The sequence below is a fragment of the Amycolatopsis sp. 2-15 genome (assembly GCF_030285625.1).
Lineage (GTDB): Bacteria > Actinomycetota > Actinomycetes > Mycobacteriales > Pseudonocardiaceae > Amycolatopsis > Amycolatopsis carbonis.
This window is the reverse complement of sequence record NZ_CP127294.1, coordinates 8,484,315-8,505,362: the sequence shown is the minus strand read 5'-3', so window position 1 is coordinate 8,505,362 and position 21,048 is coordinate 8,484,315. Positions and strand designations below refer to the sequence as shown.

The following is a 21,048-nucleotide window of genomic DNA, read 5'->3' as shown; positions in this document are numbered from 1 at the left end:
GTTCCGGTGGTGTGCGGCGGGTTCCGCTCACGGACTCGTCTCTTCCAGGAACCAGTCGGTCGGCACCGTGTGCCCGAGCTCGCGCTGCTCTGCCAGCGCCAGCGCCCGCGCGCAGACGGCCGCGAACTGCACGCCCATGCCGGTGTTGTTGGCGAACACGGTGATGTCGTCGGGGCTCGTGCGCCCCGGGGCCTCGCCCAGCAGCAGGTCGCCGAGCTCGCGGATGTCGTCCCACGACTTCAGGCCGCGGTTGACCGGGCCGAGGATGTCGTACTGCTTGTCGTGGTGCACCTGCTCGCGCGAGAGCACGGTGATGCGGTCGGCGCGGTCGAACGTCGTGTCGTCGAGCTCGCGCCGGGTGGCGGTGCCGTCGGGCGAGGTGATCGCCGTGACGTGCGTGCCCGGTTCGAGCCAGGCGCCGTCGAAGCAGGCCTCCATGGCCGCCGTGGCGCAGGTGACGATCTGGCAGCCGGCCACCGCGTCGCGCCGCTCGTCCACGGCCACGATCTTGCGCCCGGTCTTCTCGCTCCACACCTTCGCGAAGTGTTCGCGGTGCTCCGGCGTGGGGCTGTAGACGCGGACCTCTTCGATGCTCGGGCGCACCATGAGCAGGCACTCCAGGTGCGCCTCGGCCTGCCAGCCGGAGCCGAACATCCCGGCGACCGTCGCGTCCGGGTTGGCCAGTTCGCGGATGCCGAGCGCGGAGGTGGCGCCGACGCGCATCTTCTGGATGAAGCTGTCGTGCATGATGGCGAGCGGTTCGAGCGTGGTCAGGCTGTAGAGCGTGACGAGCCCGACGTAGCGGCCGCCGGGCGCGGCCGGGATGAGCCGGCGCCGCTGCACACCGGAGGGCAGCGTCTCGACGCCCGCGATGTCGGACGTGATCCGCAGCGCCCACACGCCGCTGGAGACGTTGCCGCCCTCCTGCGACTTGAACCGGAACCGGAAGCCGGGGTGGCGGCTGTCCTCGACCGGGAAGTACGTGTGGTTGCGCGGCCGGTTGGCGCCCTGGCCGGCGTTCAGCTCCTTGTACGCCGTTTCCAGCGCGTCGAGCGTCTCGCCGGCGGTGAGCACCTGCTCGATGTCGCCGTTGGAAAGGATCCTCACCGCTGTGCTCCTGTCAGGTGTTCCGGTTCGCCTTCGGTGACGCGGACGGTCTCGGCCACGGCCGCGTTGCCACCGTCGGCGAAGGCGACCTCCACGGACACCGCGCCCGCCTCACCTTCGGCCAGTACGGCGGCCGGGTCCTGGGCGCGAAACTCGCCGCTGGTGGACAGGTCGGCCTGGTTGACCCAGCGGACTTCGGCCTTCGCGCCGTCCGGCAGCTTCGCCAACGCGGGCGCGGCGGCCTCGGCGAGCGAGCCGATCCTCGCGCCGGCCTTGGCCGCGGCGATGGCCGCGGCCAAGGCATCCTTGAGCGCACCCGGCCAGCCGTCGCCGGCACCGAGGACGCGGCTCGAGTACACCCAGTTCATGCGGTACTGCCCGGTGACGCCGAAGGACGTCACACCGTCCGAAGTGGACAGCGAGATCGGGTACAGGTCGAGGAAACCGCCGCCGCGCAACGCGCGTTCCACGGTTTCGACGCGGCTGCCGGCGGTGCTGCCCGCCACCGTGGCCTTGGCCGCGGCGTCGTCGAGGATCCGCCCGGCCGCGCGCAGCAGCTCGGTCTCGGCCGCCGACGGGATCAGGCGCTGCTCGCGCACCAGCCCGTCGAGGCGCTTGACCTGCCAGCCGGGCACCGCGGCCACGATCTCGTCGGCGACGTCGGCGGGCCACAGGGCGGCGTCGACCAGGCCGAGCGTGCCGTTCTTCTTGCCCAGCAAGTACTTCGCGACGAGGTCGGCGAAGTTCTTGCCGCCGCTGAACTCCGTGACCTTCGACGAGGCCTTCATCCAGTTCTGCACCCGAAGCGAGAGCTTGGTGAGGAACGTGACGGGTCCCTCGGCGGGGATCGCCAGCACTCCCTCGTTCCAGTACAGGCACAGGTTGGTCAGGTAGGCGAGGTCGTCGGAGCGGGACACGTCGGCGTAGACGAACGCGACGTCGACGCCTTGCGCCGCCATGGCCTTCTGCAGGGCGGCGACGCGGTCGCCCCACTCCTGGTCGGGGGTTTCCGCGGGGTCGAGTACGTGCAGACCTCGTTTCACGCCACGTCTCCTGTCTCGAACAGCTTCCGTTCGGTCGTGATCAGCACTTCACAGCCGTCGGCGGTCACGCGCACGGGGTCGCCGAGCACGTGGTAGCCGGCCAGCGGCGTGTAGGTGTTGGGGTGGATGATGAACACGGAGTTCTCGGGCAGCACGGTGTGGTTGCCCTCGATGATCGGCGTCTCGTCGAGGTGCAGGCCGTGGCCGTGGCCGCGCACGCGGGTGTAGTTGCTGGTGCAGTACTCGCCGTAGCCGTACTTGCGGAACACGTCGTTCTCGGCCACCGCCACCTCGTGGGCGGTGATGCCGGGGCGTACCACGGAGATGCCGGCCTCGACGGCCTCGTTGAACAGGTCGAACGACTTGCGCTGCCCGTCGTCGGCCTTGCCCACCACGGCGGAGCGGCAGATCTGCAGCCAGTAACCGTCCATCTTGGGCGTGAGCTCGGTCCGCACCATGTCGCCGGCTTCGAGCAGCCGGTCGCCCGGCGGGGTCATGCCGCGCACCTCGTCGCGGCCCGACGCGATGAGCATGAAGTTGTCCTCGGCACCGAGGTTCTTCAGCCGCGCCTCGACCTCCGCGACGATCCGGTACTCCGGCAGCCCCGGTTCGAGCACGTCCACGAACGCTTCCCAGCCCGCCGCGCACACCACGGCGCTGCGGCGCATCCGGGCGAGCTCCCACTCGCTCTTCACCAGCCGCGCGGTGTCGAGCAGCTTCGTGGCCGACCCGACTTCGGCGCCCGGCGCCGCGGCGCGGATCGTCTCCATGAGCACGAGCGGCACGAGCTCGTGGTGGGCGATGCCGATGCGCCGCGGCGCCAGCTCTTTCAGGACCACGCCCAGCTCCGCCGGGTTCGCCGGGTCCAGCCGCCGGGCCTCGCCGACCCAGCCCTGCGCGGTGAACGCCGCCAGGTCCGACGGCCGGGTCGAGAAGGCCACCGCGTCACCCTCGGCGGGGAACACCACGAGCGCGGCGCTGCCGGCCGGGGTCACGTCGGTGAAGTAGCGGATGTTCTCGCGCCGCCAGGCGGGGCCGTAGGCGAGCACGACGTCGAGGCCCTGCTCGGCCATCGCGTCGCGGATCTTGCGGTGCCGCAGCTGCAGCTCCGCCTGGTCCTCGGGGGACAGGCCCGCTCCGGCGGGTGCCGGGGCGTGGTCGATCGTCATGGGTTCCTCCACTGTGTTGGTGGTGGGATCGGTTTCCGGTGGGTTGCTTGGGCAGTCAGGAGCGCGCCGGGGTCAGGGCGGCGGGCGCCCCTTCGCCGGTGATCTCACTCGTGATCTGCTCGACGGTGCGGCCGCGGGTTTCGAAGGTCGCCACGAGCGCGGCGATCCCGGCGAGGATCGAGATGATCCCGAAGACCAGGAAGAACAGGAACTGCGAAGCGTGCGCCGCCAGGATGAACCCGACGAGCACGGGCATGATGAGGCCGCCGACCTTCTGCCACGCCGCCGCCCAGCCGAGCCCGGTCGCGCGGCTGGCTGTGGGGTAGAGCTCACTGGCGTAGGCGAACAGCGTGCTGCCGGCCAGGCCGCTGCCGAAGAACGTGGCCAGCGAGCCGAGCACGATCACCGCGCCGGTCGCCGACGTGGTGCCCCAGGCCAGGCAGAACAGTCCACTGAGGACGAACGCCCCGCCGAGCACCACGCGGCGGCCGATCCGGTTGATCAGCTGCCCGGCGAGGATCGCGCCGACCACGCCGGCGGCCGTGATGATCGCCGTGTAGCCGAAGCTCTTGAGCAGGTCCACGCCCTGGTCTTCCAGGACCGAGGGCAGCCAGCTCGAGAGCCCGTAGAGGAACGCGCCGGCGCAGACCTCCATGAACCAGATGGCGATCGTGTAGCGCAGGTAGTGCCGGGCGACGAGCGTGCGCACGGTGCCGCCGCTCTCGGGTGCCGCCTGCCGGCCGGCGGGCGCTTCGGTGGGGTTGCCGCCCCGGCACAGGCCGCTGACGATCGCCGCCGCGTCGGCGAGGCGGTCGCGGCGAAGCAGGTAGCGGACCGACTCCGGCAGCGTCGCCAGCATGAACACCCCGACGACGACGGGCACGGTGGCGATCACGAACATCGCGCGCCAGCCGAACGCCGGCACCACCGCGGTGCCGACCGCGGCCGCGGTCGGCAGCCCGATCAGCCACGCCGCCGTGGCCGCGGTGACGAGCGGGCCGCGGTGGCGCGAGGGCACGAACTCGGCGATGTAGGGCAGGACCACGGCGATCTCGGCGCCGAGCCCGATCCCTTGCAGCGCGCGGAACGCGACCAGGGCGCCGAAACTGGGCGCGAACACCGCGGCGAGCGAGAACACCGCGTAGACGATCACTGTGATCGACAGCGGCACCTTCCGGCCGAACCGGTCGGACACCGTGCCGGCGACGGCCGCGCCCACGAGCATGCCCGCGAACAGCGCCGAGGAGAACACCCCGGCCGATTCGCTGGTGAGGTGGAACGTCTTGATGACACCCGGCAGGATCACGCCGGTCAGGTTGATCACGAACCCGCACAGGAAATGTCCGATGAGGACGGTTACGTAGATCCTCAGGTGCCGTGCGGTGAACGCCGACTCGTCAAGGCGGGAGAGCAGGGAGTGGGACGAGGTCGCGGGGGACGGGGGCATGTGGGCCACCTCCTTGTGGCTGGAACAACCCAGGGCTTGTGAAACCCAGCAGCTCGTAGGTCGGCGGCTGGTGCTACCCGGTGGCTCCGGGCCGCTCGACGCGGTGGTCGCGCGGCTGGGAACCCGTTGGCGGGCAACCCATCGGCGGTTCGGCGAGCCGGTCCGGCGGGCTTGTGAGCCGTACGCCTGCATTCGGTTCGCGTCGCGCTGATCGGTTGTCACCCGGTGGCTTCGACACCTCCGCCACCGCGGCACTCCGAAGCCGCCCGGCTCGAATGCCCGGCGGTGCGGAGGCCGAGGGACGTCGGCCGGTGGCTCGAAGCCGTCCGGCTCGAAACCTGTGGCGCAGGCCTGGATGGCCTGGCGTCAGACGGTTCCGACCCGGTGTCGTGCGGTGATGCTGACCCCCCTTGGGTCTTCTTCCGTCACCGGTCGTCCAGGTTGCCCTGGACGCCGAAGTAGAGCTGCGAGAGCGCGGGCAGCAGCTGGTCGCGCACCTCGGGGGTGAGGCCCGCGGTCAGCTCGGCCGCGAACTTGTCGAGGGTGCGCCGGGCGGCGTCGCGCGCGTTGACGCCCTTGGTGGTGAGCTCGAGCTGCATCGTGCGCCGGCTCGCGGCCGAGGGGCGGCGCGAGAGCAGGCCCTGGTTCACCATCTTGTCGACGCTTTCGGACATCGTCGACGGGTTGCGGTGCGCGAGCTTGCACAGCGCCGTGAGCGACGTGTGGCCGCTCCCGACCCTCGACAGGATCCGGTACTGCCGGATGGTGAGCGGCAGCTCGAGCCCGGCGAGCAGCTCCGTCTGGAGCCGGGTCAGGCGCCCGCCCAGTGCCAGCAAGACCTCGCCGAGGCCCGCTTCCGGGCCCAGTTCGTCGAAGGTCTCGGTGTCGTTGGTGGTCATTTTGGTCCCCGTACGTTCCGGTACCCGAAATAACGATGCCGCCGACTGTACGTCCGCCCCCTGCGCCGTGGGAAGGGTTGATTTCGTGACGAGGAGAGTCTTTCAGTGGGTGAAAACCCGGATGGTCCCCGGCGCACCGCGGGTGAGAGCTTCGGACGCCGACCCCGACCGAAGGAGCTCTGAGGCGTCGATGGCAGCGTTCGCCCGAAACCAGTGGTATGTCGCCGCATACGGCCGCGAAGTGGGCCGGGAGCTGTTCTCCCGGACCGTGCTCGGCGAGCCGATCGTCTTCTACCGCACCGAATCCGGCGACGTCGTCGCGCTGGCCGACCGCTGCGTGCACCGCCGCTACCCGCTCTCGGAGAGCCGGCTCGACGGCGACAAGATCGTCTGCGGCTACCACGGCTTCACCTACGACAGCGCTGGTTCGTGCGTGTTCGTCCCGGGTCAGGCCCGGATTCCGCGCACCGCGAGGGTCCCCTCGTACCCGGTGGTGGAGCAGGACTCGTTCGTGTGGGTCTGGATCGGCGAGCGCGAGCTGGCCGACGAGTCCGCCATCCCGCGCGCGCCGTGGCTCGCGGACCCGGCCTACACCAGCGTGAGCGGTATGGAACCGCTCGCCGCGCGTTACGAGCTGCTCGTGGACAACCTGCTCGACCTTTCGCATGAGACGTACCTGCACGGCGGCTACATCGGCACTCCGGAGGTCGCGAACACGCCGATCACCACGGAGGTGGACGAGGACCGCGGCATCATCTACGTCAGCCGCCACATGGCCGACGCCGAATGCCCGTCGTTCTACGCGAAGTCCACCGGCATCGAAGGCCGGATCACGCGCTGGCAGGACATCGAGTACCACCCGCCGTGCCTGTACCTGCTGCACAGCCGGATCGCGCCCGTCGGCGTGCTGCCGAACTCCGACGGCACCGACCCCGACGGCTTCCACGTCGAGGTCGTCTACGCGATCACCCCGGAGACCGAGCACAGCACCCACGACTTCTGGGCCGTGGCAAGGGATTTCGCGCTCGACGACACCGAGGTGTCCGATTTCCTCGCGGAGAACAACCGCACGGTCGTGCTGCAGGACGTGCGGGCGCTCGACATCCTCGAACGCGTCATCGAGGCGGAACCCGAGGGATACCAGGAGCTTTCGGTCAACATCGACACGGGTGGGCTGGCCGCGCGGCGCATCCTCAAGAAGCTGGCGGCCGGCGAGAGCACGCAGGTCGTGCCGTCGTGAGCGAGCGCGTGGCGATGCTGCGGGGCGAGAACGTGGTGCGCATCCACTGGAAGCTCGGCACCGACGTGCTCGTCGGCGTGTGCCACTGCGGGGCCGAGCACGAGTCGGAGGACCCGGTCGAGCTGTGGGACTGGCTGCTGGCCCATCCCGTCGGGCACGGCGGTCCGTCGGTGCCGGTGGTCCCGCCGGAGCGCGTGGCCGTCGCGGTCTGAGAAGCCCCAGAGGTCCAAGAGGAGGAGACGATGAGCGTCGTGGCCACTGAGCTGGAGCTCGACGTGGTGCTGGCGGCCCCGGAACGGCTGGCCGACGGCGTCGTCCGGCTGACCCTGCGCGACCCGGACGGCGCGGCGATGCCGGCGTGGGAGCCGGGCGCGCACGTGGACCTGGCGCTGGGTCCGGACCTCGTGCGGCAGTACTCGCTGTGCGGCGATCCGGCCGACCGGTCGGTCCTGCAGGTGGCCGTGCTGCGCGAGCCGGCCGGCCGCGGCGGCTCAGCGCACGTTCACGGGCTGACCGGTGGCGAGCGCCTGCGCGTGCGCGGTCCGCGCAACCACTTCAAGTTGGTGCCCTCGCCGCGCTACTTGTTCGTGGCGGGCGGCATCGGCATCACCCCGATCGTGCCGATGCTCGCCGCGGCCGAGGCGGCGGGGGCCGAGTGGCGGCTGCTCTACGGCGGCCGCACCCGGGCGTCGATGGCCTTCGCGGCGGAGCTGCGCGAACGCTACGGCGACCGCGTCGAGCTGGTGCCGCAGGACGAACGCGGACTGCTCGACCTCGACGCGGCGCTGGCGGCCGAACCGGGCGCGGCCGTCTACTGCTGTGGCCCGGAACCGTTGCTGGCGGCCGTCGAGCAGCGGTGTGCGCCCGATTTGCTGCACGTCGAGCGGTTCACGGCGCTGCCCGACACGGGTCCGCGCGGCGCCTTCGAGGTCGAGCTCGCCCAGTCGGGCCGGACGCTGGAGGTACCGGCGGACCGCTCGATCCTCGAGGTGCTGGAGGAGTCGGGGGTGCCCGTGTTGTCCTCCTGCCAGGAAGGGACGTGCGGCACGTGCGAGACCGGCGTGCTCGCGGGGGTGCCGGACCACCGCGACTCCGTGCTCACCGGCCCGGAGCGCGAGGCGGGTGACGTGATGATGATCTGCGTGTCGCGCTGCGCCGGTGCGCGATTGGTCCTGGATCTGTAGCCGCGCGGGTAGCGTGAGGCGATGACCCGGCAAGCCCCGGCGACGGGCACCTCCGTGACCAGCAAGGTGCTGGCACTGCTCGAGGCTTTCACCCCGGACGCCGCGGACCTGAGCCTCAGCGAGCTGGCCCGGCGGTCCGGCGTCTCCCTCGCGACCGCGCATCGGCGCGCGGCGGAGCTCGTCGAATGGGGTGCGCTGGAGCGCGACGCCGCCGGGCGCTACCGCATCGGGCTGCGGCTGTGGGAGGTCGCGTCGCTCGCCCCGCGCGGGCTCGGCCTGCGTGACGCGGCGATGCCGTTCCTCGAGGACCTGTACGAGGTCACGCACGAAAACGTGCAGCTCGCCGTGCGCGAGGGCCTGGAGGTCGTGTTCGTCGAACGCATCGCCGGGCGCGACGCCGTACCGGTCTGGACCCGCGTCGGCGGCCGGTTCGCCTTGCACGCCACGGGCGTCGGCCTCGTGCTGCTGGCCCACGCGCCCGCGGCCGTGCAGGAGGAAGTGCTCGGCGGGCCCCTGCACAGCTACACCGCGAAGACCGTCTGCGAGCCGGCCCGGCTGCGCCGCGTGCTCGCCGACGTGCGCAAGCACGGCTACTCCGTGAGCGACGGCCAGGTCACCGTCGACGCGCTCTCCGTCGGCGCGCCGGTTTTCACCGCCGACGGCACGGTCGCGGCGGCAGTGTCCCTTGTGGTGCGTGCCGACAGCGCGCAGCCGGGAGCGTTGGCGCCCTTGGTGATGGCGGCCGCGCGCGGCATCGGCCGGGCACTGGCGGGCGGGCCGGCGCGGGTGTTCCCGGCCGGCCGCACCCGCCCGTGACCTACTGCGGCAGGGTGTCCGTCCAGCCCGCGTCGATGCGGGCGGTCGCGGGCGGCGGCAGGACATACGTGCCGCCTTCGGCGGTGACGTAGACCGAGGTGGCGTTGACCGTCCCGTGGCGGGGTCGACAACGAGACGGTGGCCGTCCGGCGGGATCGTCAGGCCCTGGCCGCCGGGCACGGCGCCGAGGGTGGTGACACCCGGGTACGCGGTGATCGCCAGGAAGGCCGCGGCCCGCACCGCCGGCGGAGCCGGGAGCGTCGACACCAGCGAGACCAGCGAGTCGAACGTGGCCCGTTCGCGGTCGGCCGCGGTGAACGGGCCGGCGCTGGTTCGCGCGGTGCTGCGCGTCTCGGCGTCGGCGATCCAGGCCTTGAGCGCGGCCGGGTCGGTGGGCAGGGCGCGCAGCTGGGCGTAGGTCAGGTCCACGGCCACGAGGGCGAACGGCCGGGAGCCGGCCATCGGCATCGCCTTCCCGCCGGTCTTCGCGCCGCGGAACCACCAGTGCCCGTCGGGCTTGACCCAGTAGTCGGTGACGTCCGCGCCCGGGCCGGCCTCGGTGATCGTCACGTGCCAGTAGGTGCCGGTCGCGTCGGGCGAGCGCTCGGCGACGGACGCGGCGGCGAGCAGCACCTGCTTTCCGGACTGGACCACCGCCGGTGTGGCGGGCGGGGCCGGGGCCGCGCTGAACACGGCGACGGCGACGGCCGCGGCCGCGATGGCGCCCCTCCCCCCGGCCAGCCACGCCACGCGCAGGCCGCGGACCGGCCGGGCGGTGAGGCTGCGCACGGGCTTGCCGGCGATCCGGGCTTGCAACCCGGCGGCGGCTCTGCGCGACGGCGGCGGGCGCCGGGTCGTCGGGGGCGAGCAGCATTTCGAGCGTCTGCAGGTCATTCATCGCGGGCCTCCTGGGCGAGGATCGGGGCGAGCTTCTGACGGGCGCGGTGCAGCCGGGAGCCGACCGTGCCGGGGGAGATGCCGAGGGCCTGGGCCACCTCGGCGTAATCGAGCTGAACGAGAGCCACGAGCAGCAGCACGTCACGCTCGCCGTGGGGGAGCTTCGCCAGCGCGGCGGCGAGCGTGCCGCGGGCCGTGATCGCCGTGACCACGCGGCTTTCGGGGCCCTCACCGGGCTCTGGCGCGACCCCCAGCCGCGTCAGAGCCCGGTAGTGGCGCGCTTCCTTGCGGCGGTGTCCCGCCCCCAGGTTCGTCGCGATCCCGAACAACCACGGCCGCAGCTCGCCGCGCGTGGCGTCGAACTTCTCCCGCCGGTCGAACGCGATCAGGAACGTCTCCGCCGTGACGTCCTCGGCGTCCCGGGAGTCGAGGCGCGCCGCGACGTAGCGGTGCACCGCGGGGTAGTAGCGGTCGTGCACCTCGGTGAACGCCTCGGGCTCCAGCAGGAACCGCGCAGCCAGCTCGGCGTCACCCACCGATGCGGTCATGTCTCTGCCTCGGTCACGCGGGGTTTCCTCCCAGTCAGGGACAGCTTTCACCACGTCTTCGCCGCAGCGGGGAAACTTCTTTCCGAACGGGCGAGGAAGGTCAAAACGGTGCTGGTCAGCGCTGGCTCGGCCTAGGATCGGCGCGTGGAGCTTCCCGTGATGCCGCCCGTGCGGCCGATGCTCGCCAAGGCCGTGCACGAGGTCCCGAGGACCGAGGGGCTGTGGTTCGAGCCCAAGTGGGACGGGTTCCGCTGCGTCGTGTTCCGCGACGGCGCCGAGGTGGAGCTGGGTTCGCGCAACGACCGCCCGCTCACGCGTTACTTCCCCGAGCTGGTCGGCCTGCTGGGCGACGCCTTGCCGGACAAGTGCGTGGTCGACGGCGAGATCGTCCTGGTCACGCCGCGGGGCCTGGATTTCGAGTCGCTGCAGCTGCGGCTGCACCCGGCCGCGAGCCGCGTGCGGAAGCTGGCCGAGGAGACGCCGGCGAGCTTCATCGCGTTCGACCTGCTGGCCCTGGGCGACCGCGATCTCACGGCCGAGCCGTTCAGCACGCGCCGGCGGATGCTGGAAGACCTGCTCGGCGACAACCCGTCCGGCGGCCTGCAGCGCGTCCACCTGACCCCGCTGACCACGGATCCTGACACGGCCGAAGACTGGTTCACCCGCTTCGAGGGCGCGGGCTTCGACGGCGTGATGGCCAAGCCGGCCGATCAGCCGTACGAGCAGGACAAACGCGTGATGTGGAAGGTCAAGCACGAGCGCACGGCCGACTGCGTCGTCGCTGGGTTCCGCTGGCACAAGGACGGCCAGGGCGTCGGCTCGCTGCTGCTCGGCCTGTTCGACGACGCCGGCGCCCTGCACCACGTCGGCGTGGCCAGCAGTTTCACGGCCAAGCGGCGCCGCGAGCTGGTCGACGAGCTGGCGCCGTTGCGGGAGAACGCCCTGGAGGGCCACCCGTGGCGCACCTGGGCCGAGTACGAACCCGAGCCCGGCCGCCGGCCCGGCGCGAACAGTCGCTGGGCGCCGCAGAAGGACCTGTCGTGGGAGGCCGTGCGGCCCGAGTGGGTCGCGGAGGTGCGTTACGAGCACCTGCAGGGCGGCCGGTTCCGCCACGGCGGGCGGCTCGTGCGGTTCCGCCCCGACCGTGACCCGGCGTCGTGCACCTATGCGCAGCTGGAGGAGGCGCCGCCGGCCGAGCTGGCGACGTTGTTCGGGGAGGCGAGATGAGCGGGGTGGTCCTGGAGCTCGACGGCGTCGAGCTGACGGTCTCCAGCCCCGACAAGGTGTACTTCCCCGAGCGCGGCGAGACGAAGCTCGACCTCGTGCGTTACTACCAGGCCGTGGCCGGCCCGCTGCTCGACCGCCTCGGCGGCCGTCCGCTGCTGCTGGAGCGCTACCCGGACGGCGCCGGCGGCAAGAGCTGGTTCCAAAAGCGTGTCCCCAAGACCGCGCCGGAGTGGCTGACCACCACCGTCGTCTCCACGCCCAACGGCACCACCAGCGATGCCCTCGTGGCCGCCGACCTCGCCCACGTGCTGTGGGCCGTGAACCAGGGCTGCCTCGGCTTCCACGTGTGGCCCAACCGTGCCGCGTCGCTCGACATCGCCGACGAGCTGCGCATCGACCTCGACCCGTCGCCCGGCATCGGCTTCCCGCAGCTGCGCGACGCGGCGGTGCTCGTGCGCGAGTTCCTGACCGAGCTGGGCATCGAGGTCCACGTGAAGACCTCCGGCTCGCGCGGCCTGCACCTCTACGCCATCCTCGAACCCCGCTGGGACGGCTACCAGGTCCGCGCCGCCGCCGTCGCCCTCGCGCGGGCCCTCGAACGCCGCCACCCGGACCTCATCACGGCCCAGTGGTGGAAGGAAGAACGCGGCACGCGCGTCTTCGTCGACTTCAACCAGAACGCCCCGCACAAAACGGTCTTCGGCGCGTGGTGCGTCCGCCCGCGGGTCGGCGGCCAGGTCTCCACACCCATTTCGTGGGCCGCGCTGCCCACTGTCACTCCGGACACGCTCACCCTCTCGACCGTGCCCGCCCTGGTGACCGAGCACGGCGACCCGTGGTCGGGCGCGAACGACCGGCCGCAGTCGATCGAACCGCTCCTGGAGCTGTCCCGTGAGGACCTCGCGTCGGGCCTCATGGACGCCCCGTGGCCGCCGGTGTACCCGAAAATGCCGGGGGAGCCGCCGCGCGTGGCGCCGAGCCGCGCGAAGAAGAGCTGAGCACGCGTCACTCGATCGGCAGGTCGAAGGCCAGCTGGTCGCCACCGCCCGATGGTGCGCCCGAGAGGGCGGCGGTGCAGGCCGGGCACGGGGTGACGTTGCCGGTGCCCGGAGCCGTGAGGTCGACGGGCGTCCACGTGCGGGATTCGCGGTCGCCGCAGGCGGAGCGGCGGTAGCGCAGGTCGCCGGCACGCGTCATCAGGTGGGCGACGGGTGCATCGTCGGGGAGGGCGCCGACGAGGTACCAGCGCGTCGCGGTGTGGACTGTGGGGATTGTCGCCATGGAACTGTCCTCCTGGGAGGCCGGTTCAGCTTCATTCCTTCGCCACAGTCATCTTCCGTCGCGGTGGGCACGAATCCGTGCGTTTGGGGGTGTTCGGCGTGGCGTGCTCAGTCCTCCACGGACTGTTCTTCCTGGTCAGGCGCCGGTTCGTCGAGGTAACGCAAGATCCTCAGGAGGCCGCGTTCGTCGATCTCGTCGTCCTCGGCCACGCACTCGGTGAGGCGCCGAGTGACGTCGCCGGTGTCGAGGCCGGCGCCGATGAGCACGAGTTCGGTGCGGCGCGGGCGTCCGGCGGGCCAGGCGGAGCGGTCGAGCTGGATGAACGCGCCCACGGTGTGCAGCCCGAACCGCGAGCGCGGCCCGAGGTCCACGTGGCCTTTCACGCGGTAGAGGCCCGGCGGGCGCTGTTCCAGGAAAGCCAGCAGCCGCCGCGGCGACAGCGGGCGGTCCGCGGTGAAGGTGACGCTCTCGTAGGCCGCGTGGAGATGCTGCGAGTGGTCGTGGTCGTCTTCGCGCAAGTCGTCGAAGGTCAGCTGGCCGTAGCGCTCGCGCGGCTTCGGGTCGAAGAACAGCTCCGGGTCCACGCGGCCGTGGTCGGTCACCAGCACCGGCACGCCCGGCGCGAACTCCTCGACGGTCGCGGTCAGCTTGGCGAGCTCTTCGGCCGGGACGCGGTCCGCCTTGTTCACCACGACCAGGTCGGCGATGCGCAGGTGGTCGGCCAGTTCGGGGTGGCGTTCGCGGGTGCTCTCGAACTCCGCGGCGTCGACGACCTCGGCGAGCCCGCCGTAGCGGATGTCGGGGTTCTCGCTGGCGATCATCAGCCGCAGCAGGTCGCGCGGCTCGGCGATACCGCTGGCCTCGACCACGATCACGTCGATGCCGGCTTCGGAGCTCGACAGCCGCCCGAGCATCGCGTCGAGCCCGCTCGCGTCGACGGCGCAGCAGAGGCAGCCGTTGCCGAGGGAGACCATGGTGTCGACCTGGCCGGACACGGCGAGCGCGTCGATGTTCACGCTGCCGAAGTCGTTGACCACCACGCCGACCCGCGCGCCCTGGCGGTTGGCGAGCAGGTGGTTGAGCATCGTGGTCTTGCCCGAGCCGAGGAACCCCGCGACGAGGACCACCGGGATCCGCTGCCTGGCCACGATCACACCCCTCCCGCCGTCGCGACGACCTTACCGCCAAGTGATCACGGAACCGCTTCCAGGTCGTGATCAATTTCCGGACACATTGTGCAAGGTCGAGGTGACGCAATTATTTCCGCGCCCGCGGCACCGGTGCCCACCTGCGCATTCCGCATTTCCGGGCCGGTGCCCGACACATTCGGCGGTTGCCTGGAACGTCACTTCGGGTACGCTCCCCGTTCTGGCGAAACCCTTGGGGCTACGGGATTTTTCGCCGCCGACTCGGATCAGCGTCGAATGACGGAGGAACAGTGGGTCTTGCCTGCGTGTCGCGGGTTGTGCATTCTGCCAGTGGAGTAGCCCGGTGACCATTGCGTCCATGCGAGTGAATTTCGATGCACCCTTACCGCCCGAAAGGGTGACAACCGTCGAATACGGCGAGGCCGAGGAATTCATCCGGCTCTGTCACGCGGAAGCCGCCGTGCCCGGCCTGCGGGTCGACGAGCGGCTCGCGCAGGTCAAGGAGGAGATCGCCGAAACCGGTTCCTACCGCCACACCTATGCCGAACTGGCCCACGGCGCGCGCGTGGCGTGGCGCAACTCCGCGCGCTGCATCGGCCGGCTCTACTGGCGCGGCCTGCGCGTGCGTGACCGCCGCGACGTGCGCGACGCCGCGGGGGTCGCCGCCGAATGCGTCACGCACCTGCACGAAGCGACCCGCGGGGGCCGGATCCGGCCCACGCTCACGGTGTTCGCGCCGGGCAGCCCCGCCACGCCCGGTCCGCGTATCCACAACGACCAGCTCATCCGCTACGCCGGCTACCGCCTCGAAGACGGCTCCGTGCTGGGCGATCCGCAGTACGTCGAGTTCACCGACACCGTGCGCGAACTGGGCTGGCGCCCGCCCGAGCGGCGCGGTTCGTTCGACGTGCTGCCGCTGCTCGTCGAGGCGGAACCGGGTTCGCGGCAGCTGTTCGGCCTGCCCGCCGACGCCGTGCTGGAGGTGCCGCTCACGCACCCGGACCACCGCTGGTTCGCCGGCCTCGGCCTGCGCTGGCACGCCGTGCCGGCCATCAGCAACATGCCGCTGGAGATCGGCGGTGTGCGCTACTCCGCCGCGCCGTTCAACGGCTGGTACATGGCCACGGAGATCGGCGCGCGCAACCTCGCCGACGTCACGCGCTACAACCTGCTGCCCGTCATTGCCGGCCTCATGGGCCTGTCCACGGATGACGACCGCACGCTGTGGCGCGACCGCGCGCTGGTGGAGCTGACTCTGGCCGTGCAGCATTCGTTCGACCACGCAGGCGTCACCATCGCCGACCACCACTCGGAGTCGCGGCGGTTCCTCACGCACCTCGACCGCGAGGAGCGAGCGGGCCGCTCGTGCCCGGCCGACTGGAGCTGGGTCGTGCCACCGCTTTCCGGCGCGCAGACCCCGGTTTTCCATCGCTACTACGACGAACCCGACCCCGCGACGCGCCCGGCGTTCCTGCCGCCTGGCTAAAGGGAACAACCGTTCGGCGGATCTCGGTGAACTGGGGGCGCCGATGGTCCGCCGATGGCGGACAATGGGGACATGACGACAGTGCTCGTCGCCTACGCAGGCAAGAACGGCGGCACCCGCGAGATCGCCGAGGTGGTCTCGGAGGAACTGCGCGCCCTCGGCCACGCCGTGGACACGCGGGACGCGGCCGACGTCGCCGACGTGGCCGCTTACCCGGCCGTGGTGGTCGGCAGCGCGCTGTACTACTCGCGCTGGCGCCGGTCGGCCGTGCGGTTGCTGGAGCACAACGTGGCGGCCCTGCGGGAGCGTCAGGTCTGGCTCTTCCACAGTGGCCCGTGCGGCCCGGGTGCTGCCCTGGTGCACGTGAGCCTGCCCGCGTCCGTGGCCCTCCTGGCGGCGAGCATCGACGCGGAACGCACCACGACCTTCGGCGGGCGGTTGGACCCCGCGCTCGTCCGGGGGGTTCTGCCGCGGCTGATGGCGCGCGGATCCCGCGCCGGCGATTTCCGTGACTGGGAGCGGATTCGCACCTGGGCCCGCGACGTCGGGCACCGCGTGAGCTCGCACGTTTCTCTCTGAACACTTGCCCGTTCTCGATCGTCGCGGGTCCTGCTCCGGCGTGCCGGAATCCGCGCAAAACCCTATGAATGACACCAAAACCGCTAAACCGCATCGGTTGCCCAGTCACTCACTCAGGTGTAAACCAACACCGGCGACACCTCGAAACTCACCAACGAGCAGGGGGACTCCGGTGCCGGATGCCACGGCGGGCAAGAAGCCCAGACTCACCTCGGACCAGCGCAACGCGTTCATCGCCGCCTGGCTCGGGTGGACCATGGACGCGTTCGACTACTTCCTCGTCGTGTTCATCCTGGCGGACATCGCCAAGGACAAGTCCTTCGGCGCGACCGCGACGCAGCTCGCGTTCATCACCACGGCGACGCTCGTGATGCGGCCCGTGGGCGCACTGGTGTTCGGGCTGTGGGCGGACCGCGTCGGCCGACGGCTCCCGTTGATGGTGGACGTGCTGCTGTACTCCGTCGCCGGCGTGCTCTGCGCGGTGGCGCCGAACTTCACCGTGTTGCTGATCCTGCGGTTCATCTATGGCATCGGCATGGGCGGCGAGTGGGGCCTGGGCGCCGCGCTGGCCATGGAGAAGATTCCGGTGCAGCGTCGTGGGTTCTTCTCGGGGGTGCTGCAGGCCGGCTACTCGAGCGGCTACCTGGTGGCCGCGCTGGCGTACCTGCTGTTCCACACCGCGCTCGACCTGGACTGGCGCTGGATTTTCGTGCTGAGCGTGTTCCCGGCGCTCATCAGCCTGCTGATCCGCTCGCGCGTCAAGGAATCCGAGGTGTGGGAGGCCGCGCAGGAGAAGATGCGGGTCACGCGCACGTCGGTCAAGGACGTCCTGCTCAACGCGAAGGTCATCCGCCGTTTTGTGTACCTGATCGTGCTGATGACGGCGTTCAACTGGCTCAGTCACGGCACGCAGGACGTCTACCCGACGTTCCTCAAATCCACCGAACACGGCGGCGCCGGCCTGAGCGCGTCGACGAGCACGTGGATCGCCGTGATCTACAACATCGGCGCGATCATCGGCGGTCTCACGTTCGGCGCGCTGTCCGAACGCTTCGGGCGGCGCGTGACCATCGTCAGCGCCGCCGTGCTGGGCCTGCCGATCATCCCGATCTTCGCGTTCGACCACGGCGCCGGCATGCTGGCGCTCGGGTCGTTCCTCATGCAGATCATGGTGCAGGGCGCGTGGGGCGTCATCCCGGCCCACCTCACCGAAATGTCCCCCGACGCGATCCGCGGCTTCTACCCCGGCGTCACCTACCAGCTGGGCAACCTGCTGGCCGCGCTGAACCTACCGATCCAGGAAGCCATCGCGCAGTCGCAGGGCTACTCGGCCGCTCTCTTGTGGACAGTCATTCCGGCGCTGGTCTGCGTCGCCGTCCTGACCGCCGTGGGCAAGGAAGCCAAGTCCATCCGCTTCGGCAGCGAGGCGGCAACCACCGCACCGGCGGCGAGCTCGGGCGCGCAGTAGTCCCCGGGTCCCGGCCCGGCCGGCGAGCCCGTCCGGCTCGTCGGCCAGGTGGCTGAGTTGACGGGCTTGCGATACGGAAATGGTGGTTGACCTGCGAGGGTTGCCGTCGGTAGATCGACGATATATCGTCGTCATGTCGGCGATAGAGCAACCCGAGGAGACACTCATGAGCGAGACGGCAGGCAACAACCACCTGTTCCGCGGCTTCGGCGGTCCCGAGCGCTTCGGCGACCAGGAGGGCGGCTTCGGTTCCCACCACCACCGCCACCACGGTGGCCCGGCCCGCGGCGAGCCCTTCGGTTTCGAACACCACGACCCGCGTCACCACCACCCGTGGTCCGGCGATCCGGGTGAGCACCTCATGCGGGATCACGGCCCTGGTCACGGTTCGTGGTCCGGCGATCCGGGTGAGCACCGGGGACCCGGCCACTGGCCCGGCGGCCCCGGTGACCACCACGGCCCGGGCCATTTCGGCGCCCCGCCAGAGCCGTTCGGTTTCGCCCCCGACGCCGCCCGCGGCCCGGGCGGGTTCCCGCCACCGCCACCGCCGCCGGTGCCGCCCGGCCCGGGTTTCCCCGGCTTCCCGGAGTTCGGTGGCTTCCCCGGTGGCCCGGGCGGTCCACGCGGCTGGCCTCGCGGCCGCGGACAGTGGGGCCGAAACGCCCGTGGCCCGGTGCGTCCCGTCCGCCCCGCGGTGCTCGCCCTGCTCGCCGAGAGCCCGATGCACGGCTACCAGATCATGCAGGAGATTCGGCGCCGCACCGACGAGGAGTGGCGCCCCAGTCCCGGCTCGATCTACCCGATCCTGCAGCAACTGGAGGACGAGGGCCTCGTGCGCACCGTCGAAAACGGTGGCCGCCGCGTCGCCCAGCTCACCGACGCGGGCCGCGAGCACATCGCCGGGCGAGAAGACGAGTTCGCGGCCCTCTGGGAGTCCCACACCTCCGACGGCGGCCCGGACTCCGACCGCTTCGCCGCCCTGCACCGGCAACTCGGCGACCTCTCGTCAGCCGCGGGTCAAGTCGCCTACGCCGGCACGGACGCCCAGGTGACCGCCATGGGCAAAATCCTGGCCGACGCCCGCCGCCGCCTCTACGCCCTCCTCGCCGAAGACCAGGACTACCCCGAAGACTGACCGGCCACAGGAAAGGGCGCCGAGTCCACAGTGGACTCGGCGCCCGTCAGGTCATCCGCCCGGGCGGTGGCTCCGGCTCCCACCCCAGATGCGCCGAAACCACATCCGCCGCCGTCACCGTCCGGGTCCCGGCCTCCGCCAGCCGCGAACCGATCCGCGCGTGCGGCGCCGAGATGTTCAACGCCGCCACCACGCGCCCCCGGAAGTCCCGCACCGGAGCCGACACGCCGGACAGCCCGGCCTCGAACTCCTCCGCCACCCGGGCAAACCCCTCGTCGCGGGCGGCCCGGATCGTGGTCCACAACGCCGGCAGTGCCGGGTGGCCCGGGAAGCGCACGTAGAGCTCGTCGGGCGTCGCGTCGAATAGCAGCACGCGCCCGGCGGAGGTGCGGTCGGCCGGGACGCCGCGGCCCTCCCATTCGTGGACGCGGAACGAGTGCCCCGACACCGAAAGCAGCGTCAGCACCTCGCGGTCGCGCAGCACGCACAGGTGGCTCGTCTCCTCGAGGTCCGCCGACAGCGAGTGCATCACCGGCTCCGCGGCCCGCACCAGCCGGTCCTCGGCACTGCGCGCGACCAGCGAAAGAGGCGCCGGCCCATGCAGTAGCGGAGGGTGTCGGGATCGCGCTCGACCACGCCCTCCAGCGCCAGCGCCTTGAGCGCCCGCGAGACCTGGCTCTTCTCGCGCCCGGTCACCTCCGCCAGCCGCACCACGCCGAGGCCGCCCGCGCGCTGGGCCTCGGTAGACGCCAGGGCCTCGAGCAGGTCGAGGTCGCGACGCAGCCCGTGCCCGGACACCGTCATGAGCGAACCTTAAGCCGAGTTGGCCTGAGCGCAACACGCGTGGCGATGCCTTGCGCGCTGGGCTTCGGCGGACGCGAGGCCTCGAGCAGGTCGCGGCGCAGGCCGTGCCCGGACAGCGTCATGACCGAACCTTGAGCCGAGTTGGTCTGAGCGCAACACACGTTGCGATGTCCCGCGGGCTCTTGTCGGCCTGCCCGGCGCGCTCGTAGCGTCGAAGCCGATGAAGATCACCGCGATCACCCTCGACCACCTGCGCCTGCCGCTCGATCCCCCGCTGCGAGCGGCGTGGGACCCCGAGCCGCGGCGGCACTTCGACGCCACGATCGTGCGCGTCCACACCGACGAAGGCGTCACCGGCATCGGCTCCGGTGACACGATGGCCGGGTTCGAGGCCGTGGCGCACCTGTTCGTCGGCACCGATCCGCTCGACATCGTCCGCCACGTCAAGGCCATCGAAACGGCCAACTTCCACGGCGGCCGCTACTGGCCGCTCGAAGCCGCCCTCTGGGACATCATCGGCCAGGTCGCGGGCCTCCCCGTCGCCACGCTCTTCGGGAACTCCGCGCGGTCGCTGCCGGTCTACGCGTCCTCGGCGGAGCTCAAGCCGCCGGCCGAACGCGTCGAGGCAGCGCAGCAGGCCCGTGAAGCAGGCTTCCGCGCGCTCAAGATCCGCATCGACCGCGACCGCGCCGACGAAGGTGTCGTGACCGTCGCAGCCGTGCGTGATGCTCTCGGTTCGAATTTTCACATCATGGTGGATCTCAACCAGTCGTGGCGCATGGCCGGGGACACCGCGCCCGCCACCGACCTCGCCGCGACCCGCCGGCTCGTGCGCCGGTTGGCCGAGCTCGACGTGTTCTGGGTCGAGGAACCCTTGCCCTACGCCGATGTCGAAGGTTTTCGCACGCTGCGTTCGGAAAACCCCGGAGTTCGCATCGCCGCGGGAGAAATGCACCACTCCGTGCCCGACCTGCTGTGCTATCTCGAACAAGACGTGCTCGATGTCTACCAAATGGACGCCGTGCTCGCGGTGGGAATGCACCGCGCCCGCACCCTCGCCGAGGTGGCGCAGCTGAAACACCGCGCGTTCACCCCGCACAGCTGGACCAACGGCATCGGCCTGCTCGCGAATCTCGCGCTGGCCGCGGGCGTCGGCGCCGGCCCGTATCTGGAGTTCCCGTACGACCCGCCGGGCTGGACTCCGGAACGACGCGACTTCATGCTGGCCGAACCCCTGACGATCACCCCGGGCGGCGAGCTCGCCGTGCCACAGCGGCCCGGGCTCGGCGTCGAACTCGACGAGGAGGCGGTGGACCGGTGGCGGATCTGACCCACGAAGGCTGGCCGGCCGCGGCTGTCGCCTCCGTCTGGACGCGCGACGTCGCCACGGCCCACCGCGTCGCTTCGCGCCGGCACGGTGTGGGTGAACACGTTCGACGCGAGCGACGTCATCACCCCGTTCGGCGGGTTCAAGGCGGCCGGTGTGGGGCGCGACAAGTCGCTGCACGCGCTCGACGCGTACACCGCGCTGAAGATCACCTGGCTCGACCTCACCTGAGTTGTCGACTTG

At 71.2% G+C, this 21,048-nt stretch carries 23 protein-coding genes; 13 read left to right on the top strand and 10 right to left on the bottom strand.

What is annotated here, in order from left to right:
* Positions 1-27 precede the first annotated feature (27 nt).
* The 5 genes from QRX50_RS42050 to QRX50_RS42030 all read right to left on the bottom strand — a co-directional run bounded on the left by QRX50_RS42050 (position 28) and on the right by QRX50_RS42030 (position 5,665).
* Positions 28-1,107, bottom strand: coding sequence for an ornithine cyclodeaminase family protein (locus QRX50_RS42050; protein WP_285968650.1), 1,080 nt, complete (start codon positions 1,105-1,107; stop codon positions 28-30).
* On the bottom strand, positions 1,104-2,150 hold the full coding sequence (locus QRX50_RS42045; protein WP_285968649.1) for an aminopeptidase P family N-terminal domain-containing protein: 1,047 nt from the start codon (positions 2,148-2,150) through the stop codon (positions 1,104-1,106). The genes QRX50_RS42050 and QRX50_RS42045 overlap by 4 nt, the downstream gene beginning before the upstream one ends.
* Positions 2,147-3,319, bottom strand: coding sequence for a M24 family metallopeptidase (locus tag QRX50_RS42040; protein WP_285968648.1), 1,173 nt, complete (start codon positions 3,317-3,319; stop codon positions 2,147-2,149). The genes QRX50_RS42045 and QRX50_RS42040 overlap by 4 nt, the downstream gene beginning before the upstream one ends.
* Before the next feature lie 55 nt (positions 3,320-3,374).
* Positions 3,375-4,766: an MFS transporter gene (locus tag QRX50_RS42035; RefSeq protein ID WP_285968647.1), complete on the bottom strand. Its 1,392-nt coding sequence runs from the start codon at positions 4,764-4,766 to the stop codon at positions 3,375-3,377.
* 425 nt (positions 4,767-5,191) lie between these two features.
* Complete coding sequence (locus QRX50_RS42030; protein ID WP_285968646.1) at positions 5,192-5,665, bottom strand: MarR family winged helix-turn-helix transcriptional regulator; 474 nt, start codon at positions 5,663-5,665, stop codon at positions 5,192-5,194.
* A gap of 190 nt (positions 5,666-5,855) precedes the next feature.
* On the opposite strand from QRX50_RS42030, the gene QRX50_RS42025 reads away from it, so the two are divergent.
* The 5 genes from QRX50_RS42025 (at position 5,856) to QRX50_RS42005 (ending at position 9,323) form a co-directional block, all read left to right on the top strand.
* Positions 5,856-6,905, top strand: a complete 1,050-nt coding sequence (locus tag QRX50_RS42025) for an aromatic ring-hydroxylating dioxygenase subunit alpha (protein ID WP_285968645.1) — start codon at positions 5,856-5,858, stop codon at positions 6,903-6,905.
* On the top strand, positions 6,902-7,117 hold the full coding sequence (locus QRX50_RS42020) for a hypothetical protein (protein WP_255637755.1): 216 nt from the start codon (positions 6,902-6,904) through the stop codon (positions 7,115-7,117). The genes QRX50_RS42025 and QRX50_RS42020 overlap by 4 nt, the downstream gene beginning before the upstream one ends.
* A gap of 30 nt (positions 7,118-7,147) precedes the next feature.
* Complete coding sequence (locus QRX50_RS42015; protein WP_285968644.1) at positions 7,148-8,089, top strand: PDR/VanB family oxidoreductase; 942 nt, start codon at positions 7,148-7,150, stop codon at positions 8,087-8,089.
* 21 nt (positions 8,090-8,110) lie between these two features.
* Positions 8,111-8,905 carry an IclR family transcriptional regulator gene (locus QRX50_RS42010; protein WP_285968643.1) on the top strand — a complete coding sequence of 265 codons (795 nt, stop codon included), beginning with the start codon at positions 8,111-8,113 and terminating at the stop codon, positions 8,903-8,905.
* Positions 8,906-9,095: 190 nt separating this feature from the next.
* Positions 9,096-9,323: a hypothetical protein gene (locus tag QRX50_RS42005; RefSeq protein WP_285968642.1), complete on the top strand. Its 228-nt coding sequence runs from the start codon at positions 9,096-9,098 to the stop codon at positions 9,321-9,323.
* Between the two features lie 472 nt (positions 9,324-9,795).
* On the opposite strand, the gene QRX50_RS42000 is transcribed toward QRX50_RS42005, so the two are convergent.
* Entirely contained in the window at positions 9,796-10,350 is a 555-nt protein-coding gene (locus QRX50_RS42000; protein ID WP_285968641.1) for an RNA polymerase sigma factor, read from the bottom strand.
* 144 nt (positions 10,351-10,494) lie between these two features.
* Here QRX50_RS42000 and QRX50_RS41995 point away from each other — a divergent pair, with 144 nt between their 5' ends.
* A complete protein-coding gene (locus QRX50_RS41995; RefSeq protein ID WP_285968640.1) occupies positions 10,495-11,577 on the top strand; it encodes an ATP-dependent DNA ligase in 1,083 nt (360 codons plus the stop codon).
* Complete coding sequence (ligD, locus tag QRX50_RS41990; RefSeq protein ID WP_285968639.1) at positions 11,574-12,575, top strand: non-homologous end-joining DNA ligase; 1,002 nt, start codon at positions 11,574-11,576, stop codon at positions 12,573-12,575. The genes QRX50_RS41995 and ligD overlap by 4 nt, the downstream gene beginning before the upstream one ends.
* A 7-nt stretch (positions 12,576-12,582) precedes the next feature.
* Here the strand turns inward: ligD and QRX50_RS41985 are convergent, their stop codons facing one another.
* Together QRX50_RS41985 and QRX50_RS41980 are read right to left on the bottom strand one after the other, a co-directional pair.
* Positions 12,583-12,858, bottom strand: coding sequence for a hypothetical protein (locus tag QRX50_RS41985; protein ID WP_285968638.1), 276 nt, complete (start codon positions 12,856-12,858; stop codon positions 12,583-12,585).
* A 107-nt stretch (positions 12,859-12,965) separates the two neighbouring features.
* Positions 12,966-14,006 carry a CobW family GTP-binding protein gene (locus tag QRX50_RS41980; RefSeq protein ID WP_285968637.1) on the bottom strand — a complete coding sequence of 347 codons (1,041 nt, stop codon included), beginning with the start codon at positions 14,004-14,006 and terminating at the stop codon, positions 12,966-12,968.
* A gap of 358 nt (positions 14,007-14,364) precedes the next feature.
* Between QRX50_RS41980 and QRX50_RS41975 the strand changes: the two genes are divergently transcribed.
* From QRX50_RS41975 to QRX50_RS41960, 4 genes are all read left to right on the top strand, one after another.
* Entirely contained in the window at positions 14,365-15,492 is a 1,128-nt protein-coding gene (locus QRX50_RS41975; RefSeq protein WP_285968636.1) for a nitric oxide synthase oxygenase, read from the top strand.
* Positions 15,493-15,564: 72 nt separating this feature from the next.
* Complete coding sequence (locus QRX50_RS41970) at positions 15,565-16,071, top strand: flavodoxin domain-containing protein (protein WP_285968635.1); 507 nt, start codon at positions 15,565-15,567, stop codon at positions 16,069-16,071.
* A 256-nt stretch (positions 16,072-16,327) separates the two neighbouring features.
* Positions 16,328-17,539 carry an MFS transporter gene (locus QRX50_RS41965; RefSeq protein ID WP_434533382.1) on the top strand — a complete coding sequence of 404 codons (1,212 nt, stop codon included), beginning with the start codon at positions 16,328-16,330 and terminating at the stop codon, positions 17,537-17,539.
* A 166-nt stretch (positions 17,540-17,705) separates the two neighbouring features.
* On the top strand, positions 17,706-18,674 hold the full coding sequence (locus QRX50_RS41960) for a PadR family transcriptional regulator (protein ID WP_285968633.1): 969 nt from the start codon (positions 17,706-17,708) through the stop codon (positions 18,672-18,674).
* A 46-nt stretch (positions 18,675-18,720) separates the two neighbouring features.
* Here QRX50_RS41960 and QRX50_RS41955 read toward each other — a convergent pair whose 3' ends face one another.
* Positions 18,721-19,224 carry an IclR family transcriptional regulator gene (locus QRX50_RS41955; RefSeq protein ID WP_285968632.1) on the bottom strand — a complete coding sequence of 168 codons (504 nt, stop codon included), beginning with the start codon at positions 19,222-19,224 and terminating at the stop codon, positions 18,721-18,723.
* Positions 19,203-19,478, bottom strand: a complete 276-nt coding sequence (locus tag QRX50_RS41950; protein ID WP_285968631.1) for a helix-turn-helix domain-containing protein — start codon at positions 19,476-19,478, stop codon at positions 19,203-19,205. Before QRX50_RS41950 ends, QRX50_RS41955 begins: the two co-directional genes overlap by 22 nt.
* Positions 19,479-19,698: 220 nt before the next feature.
* Between QRX50_RS41950 and QRX50_RS41945 the strand changes: the two genes are divergently transcribed.
* A complete protein-coding gene (locus QRX50_RS41945; protein ID WP_285968630.1) occupies positions 19,699-20,808 on the top strand; it encodes a mandelate racemase/muconate lactonizing enzyme family protein in 1,110 nt (369 codons plus the stop codon).
* Positions 20,809-20,901: 93 nt separating this feature from the next.
* Positions 20,902-21,036: an aldehyde dehydrogenase family protein gene (locus QRX50_RS41940; protein WP_285968629.1), complete on the top strand. Its 135-nt coding sequence runs from the start codon at positions 20,902-20,904 to the stop codon at positions 21,034-21,036.
* The last annotated feature ends 12 nt before the right edge of the window (positions 21,037-21,048 follow it).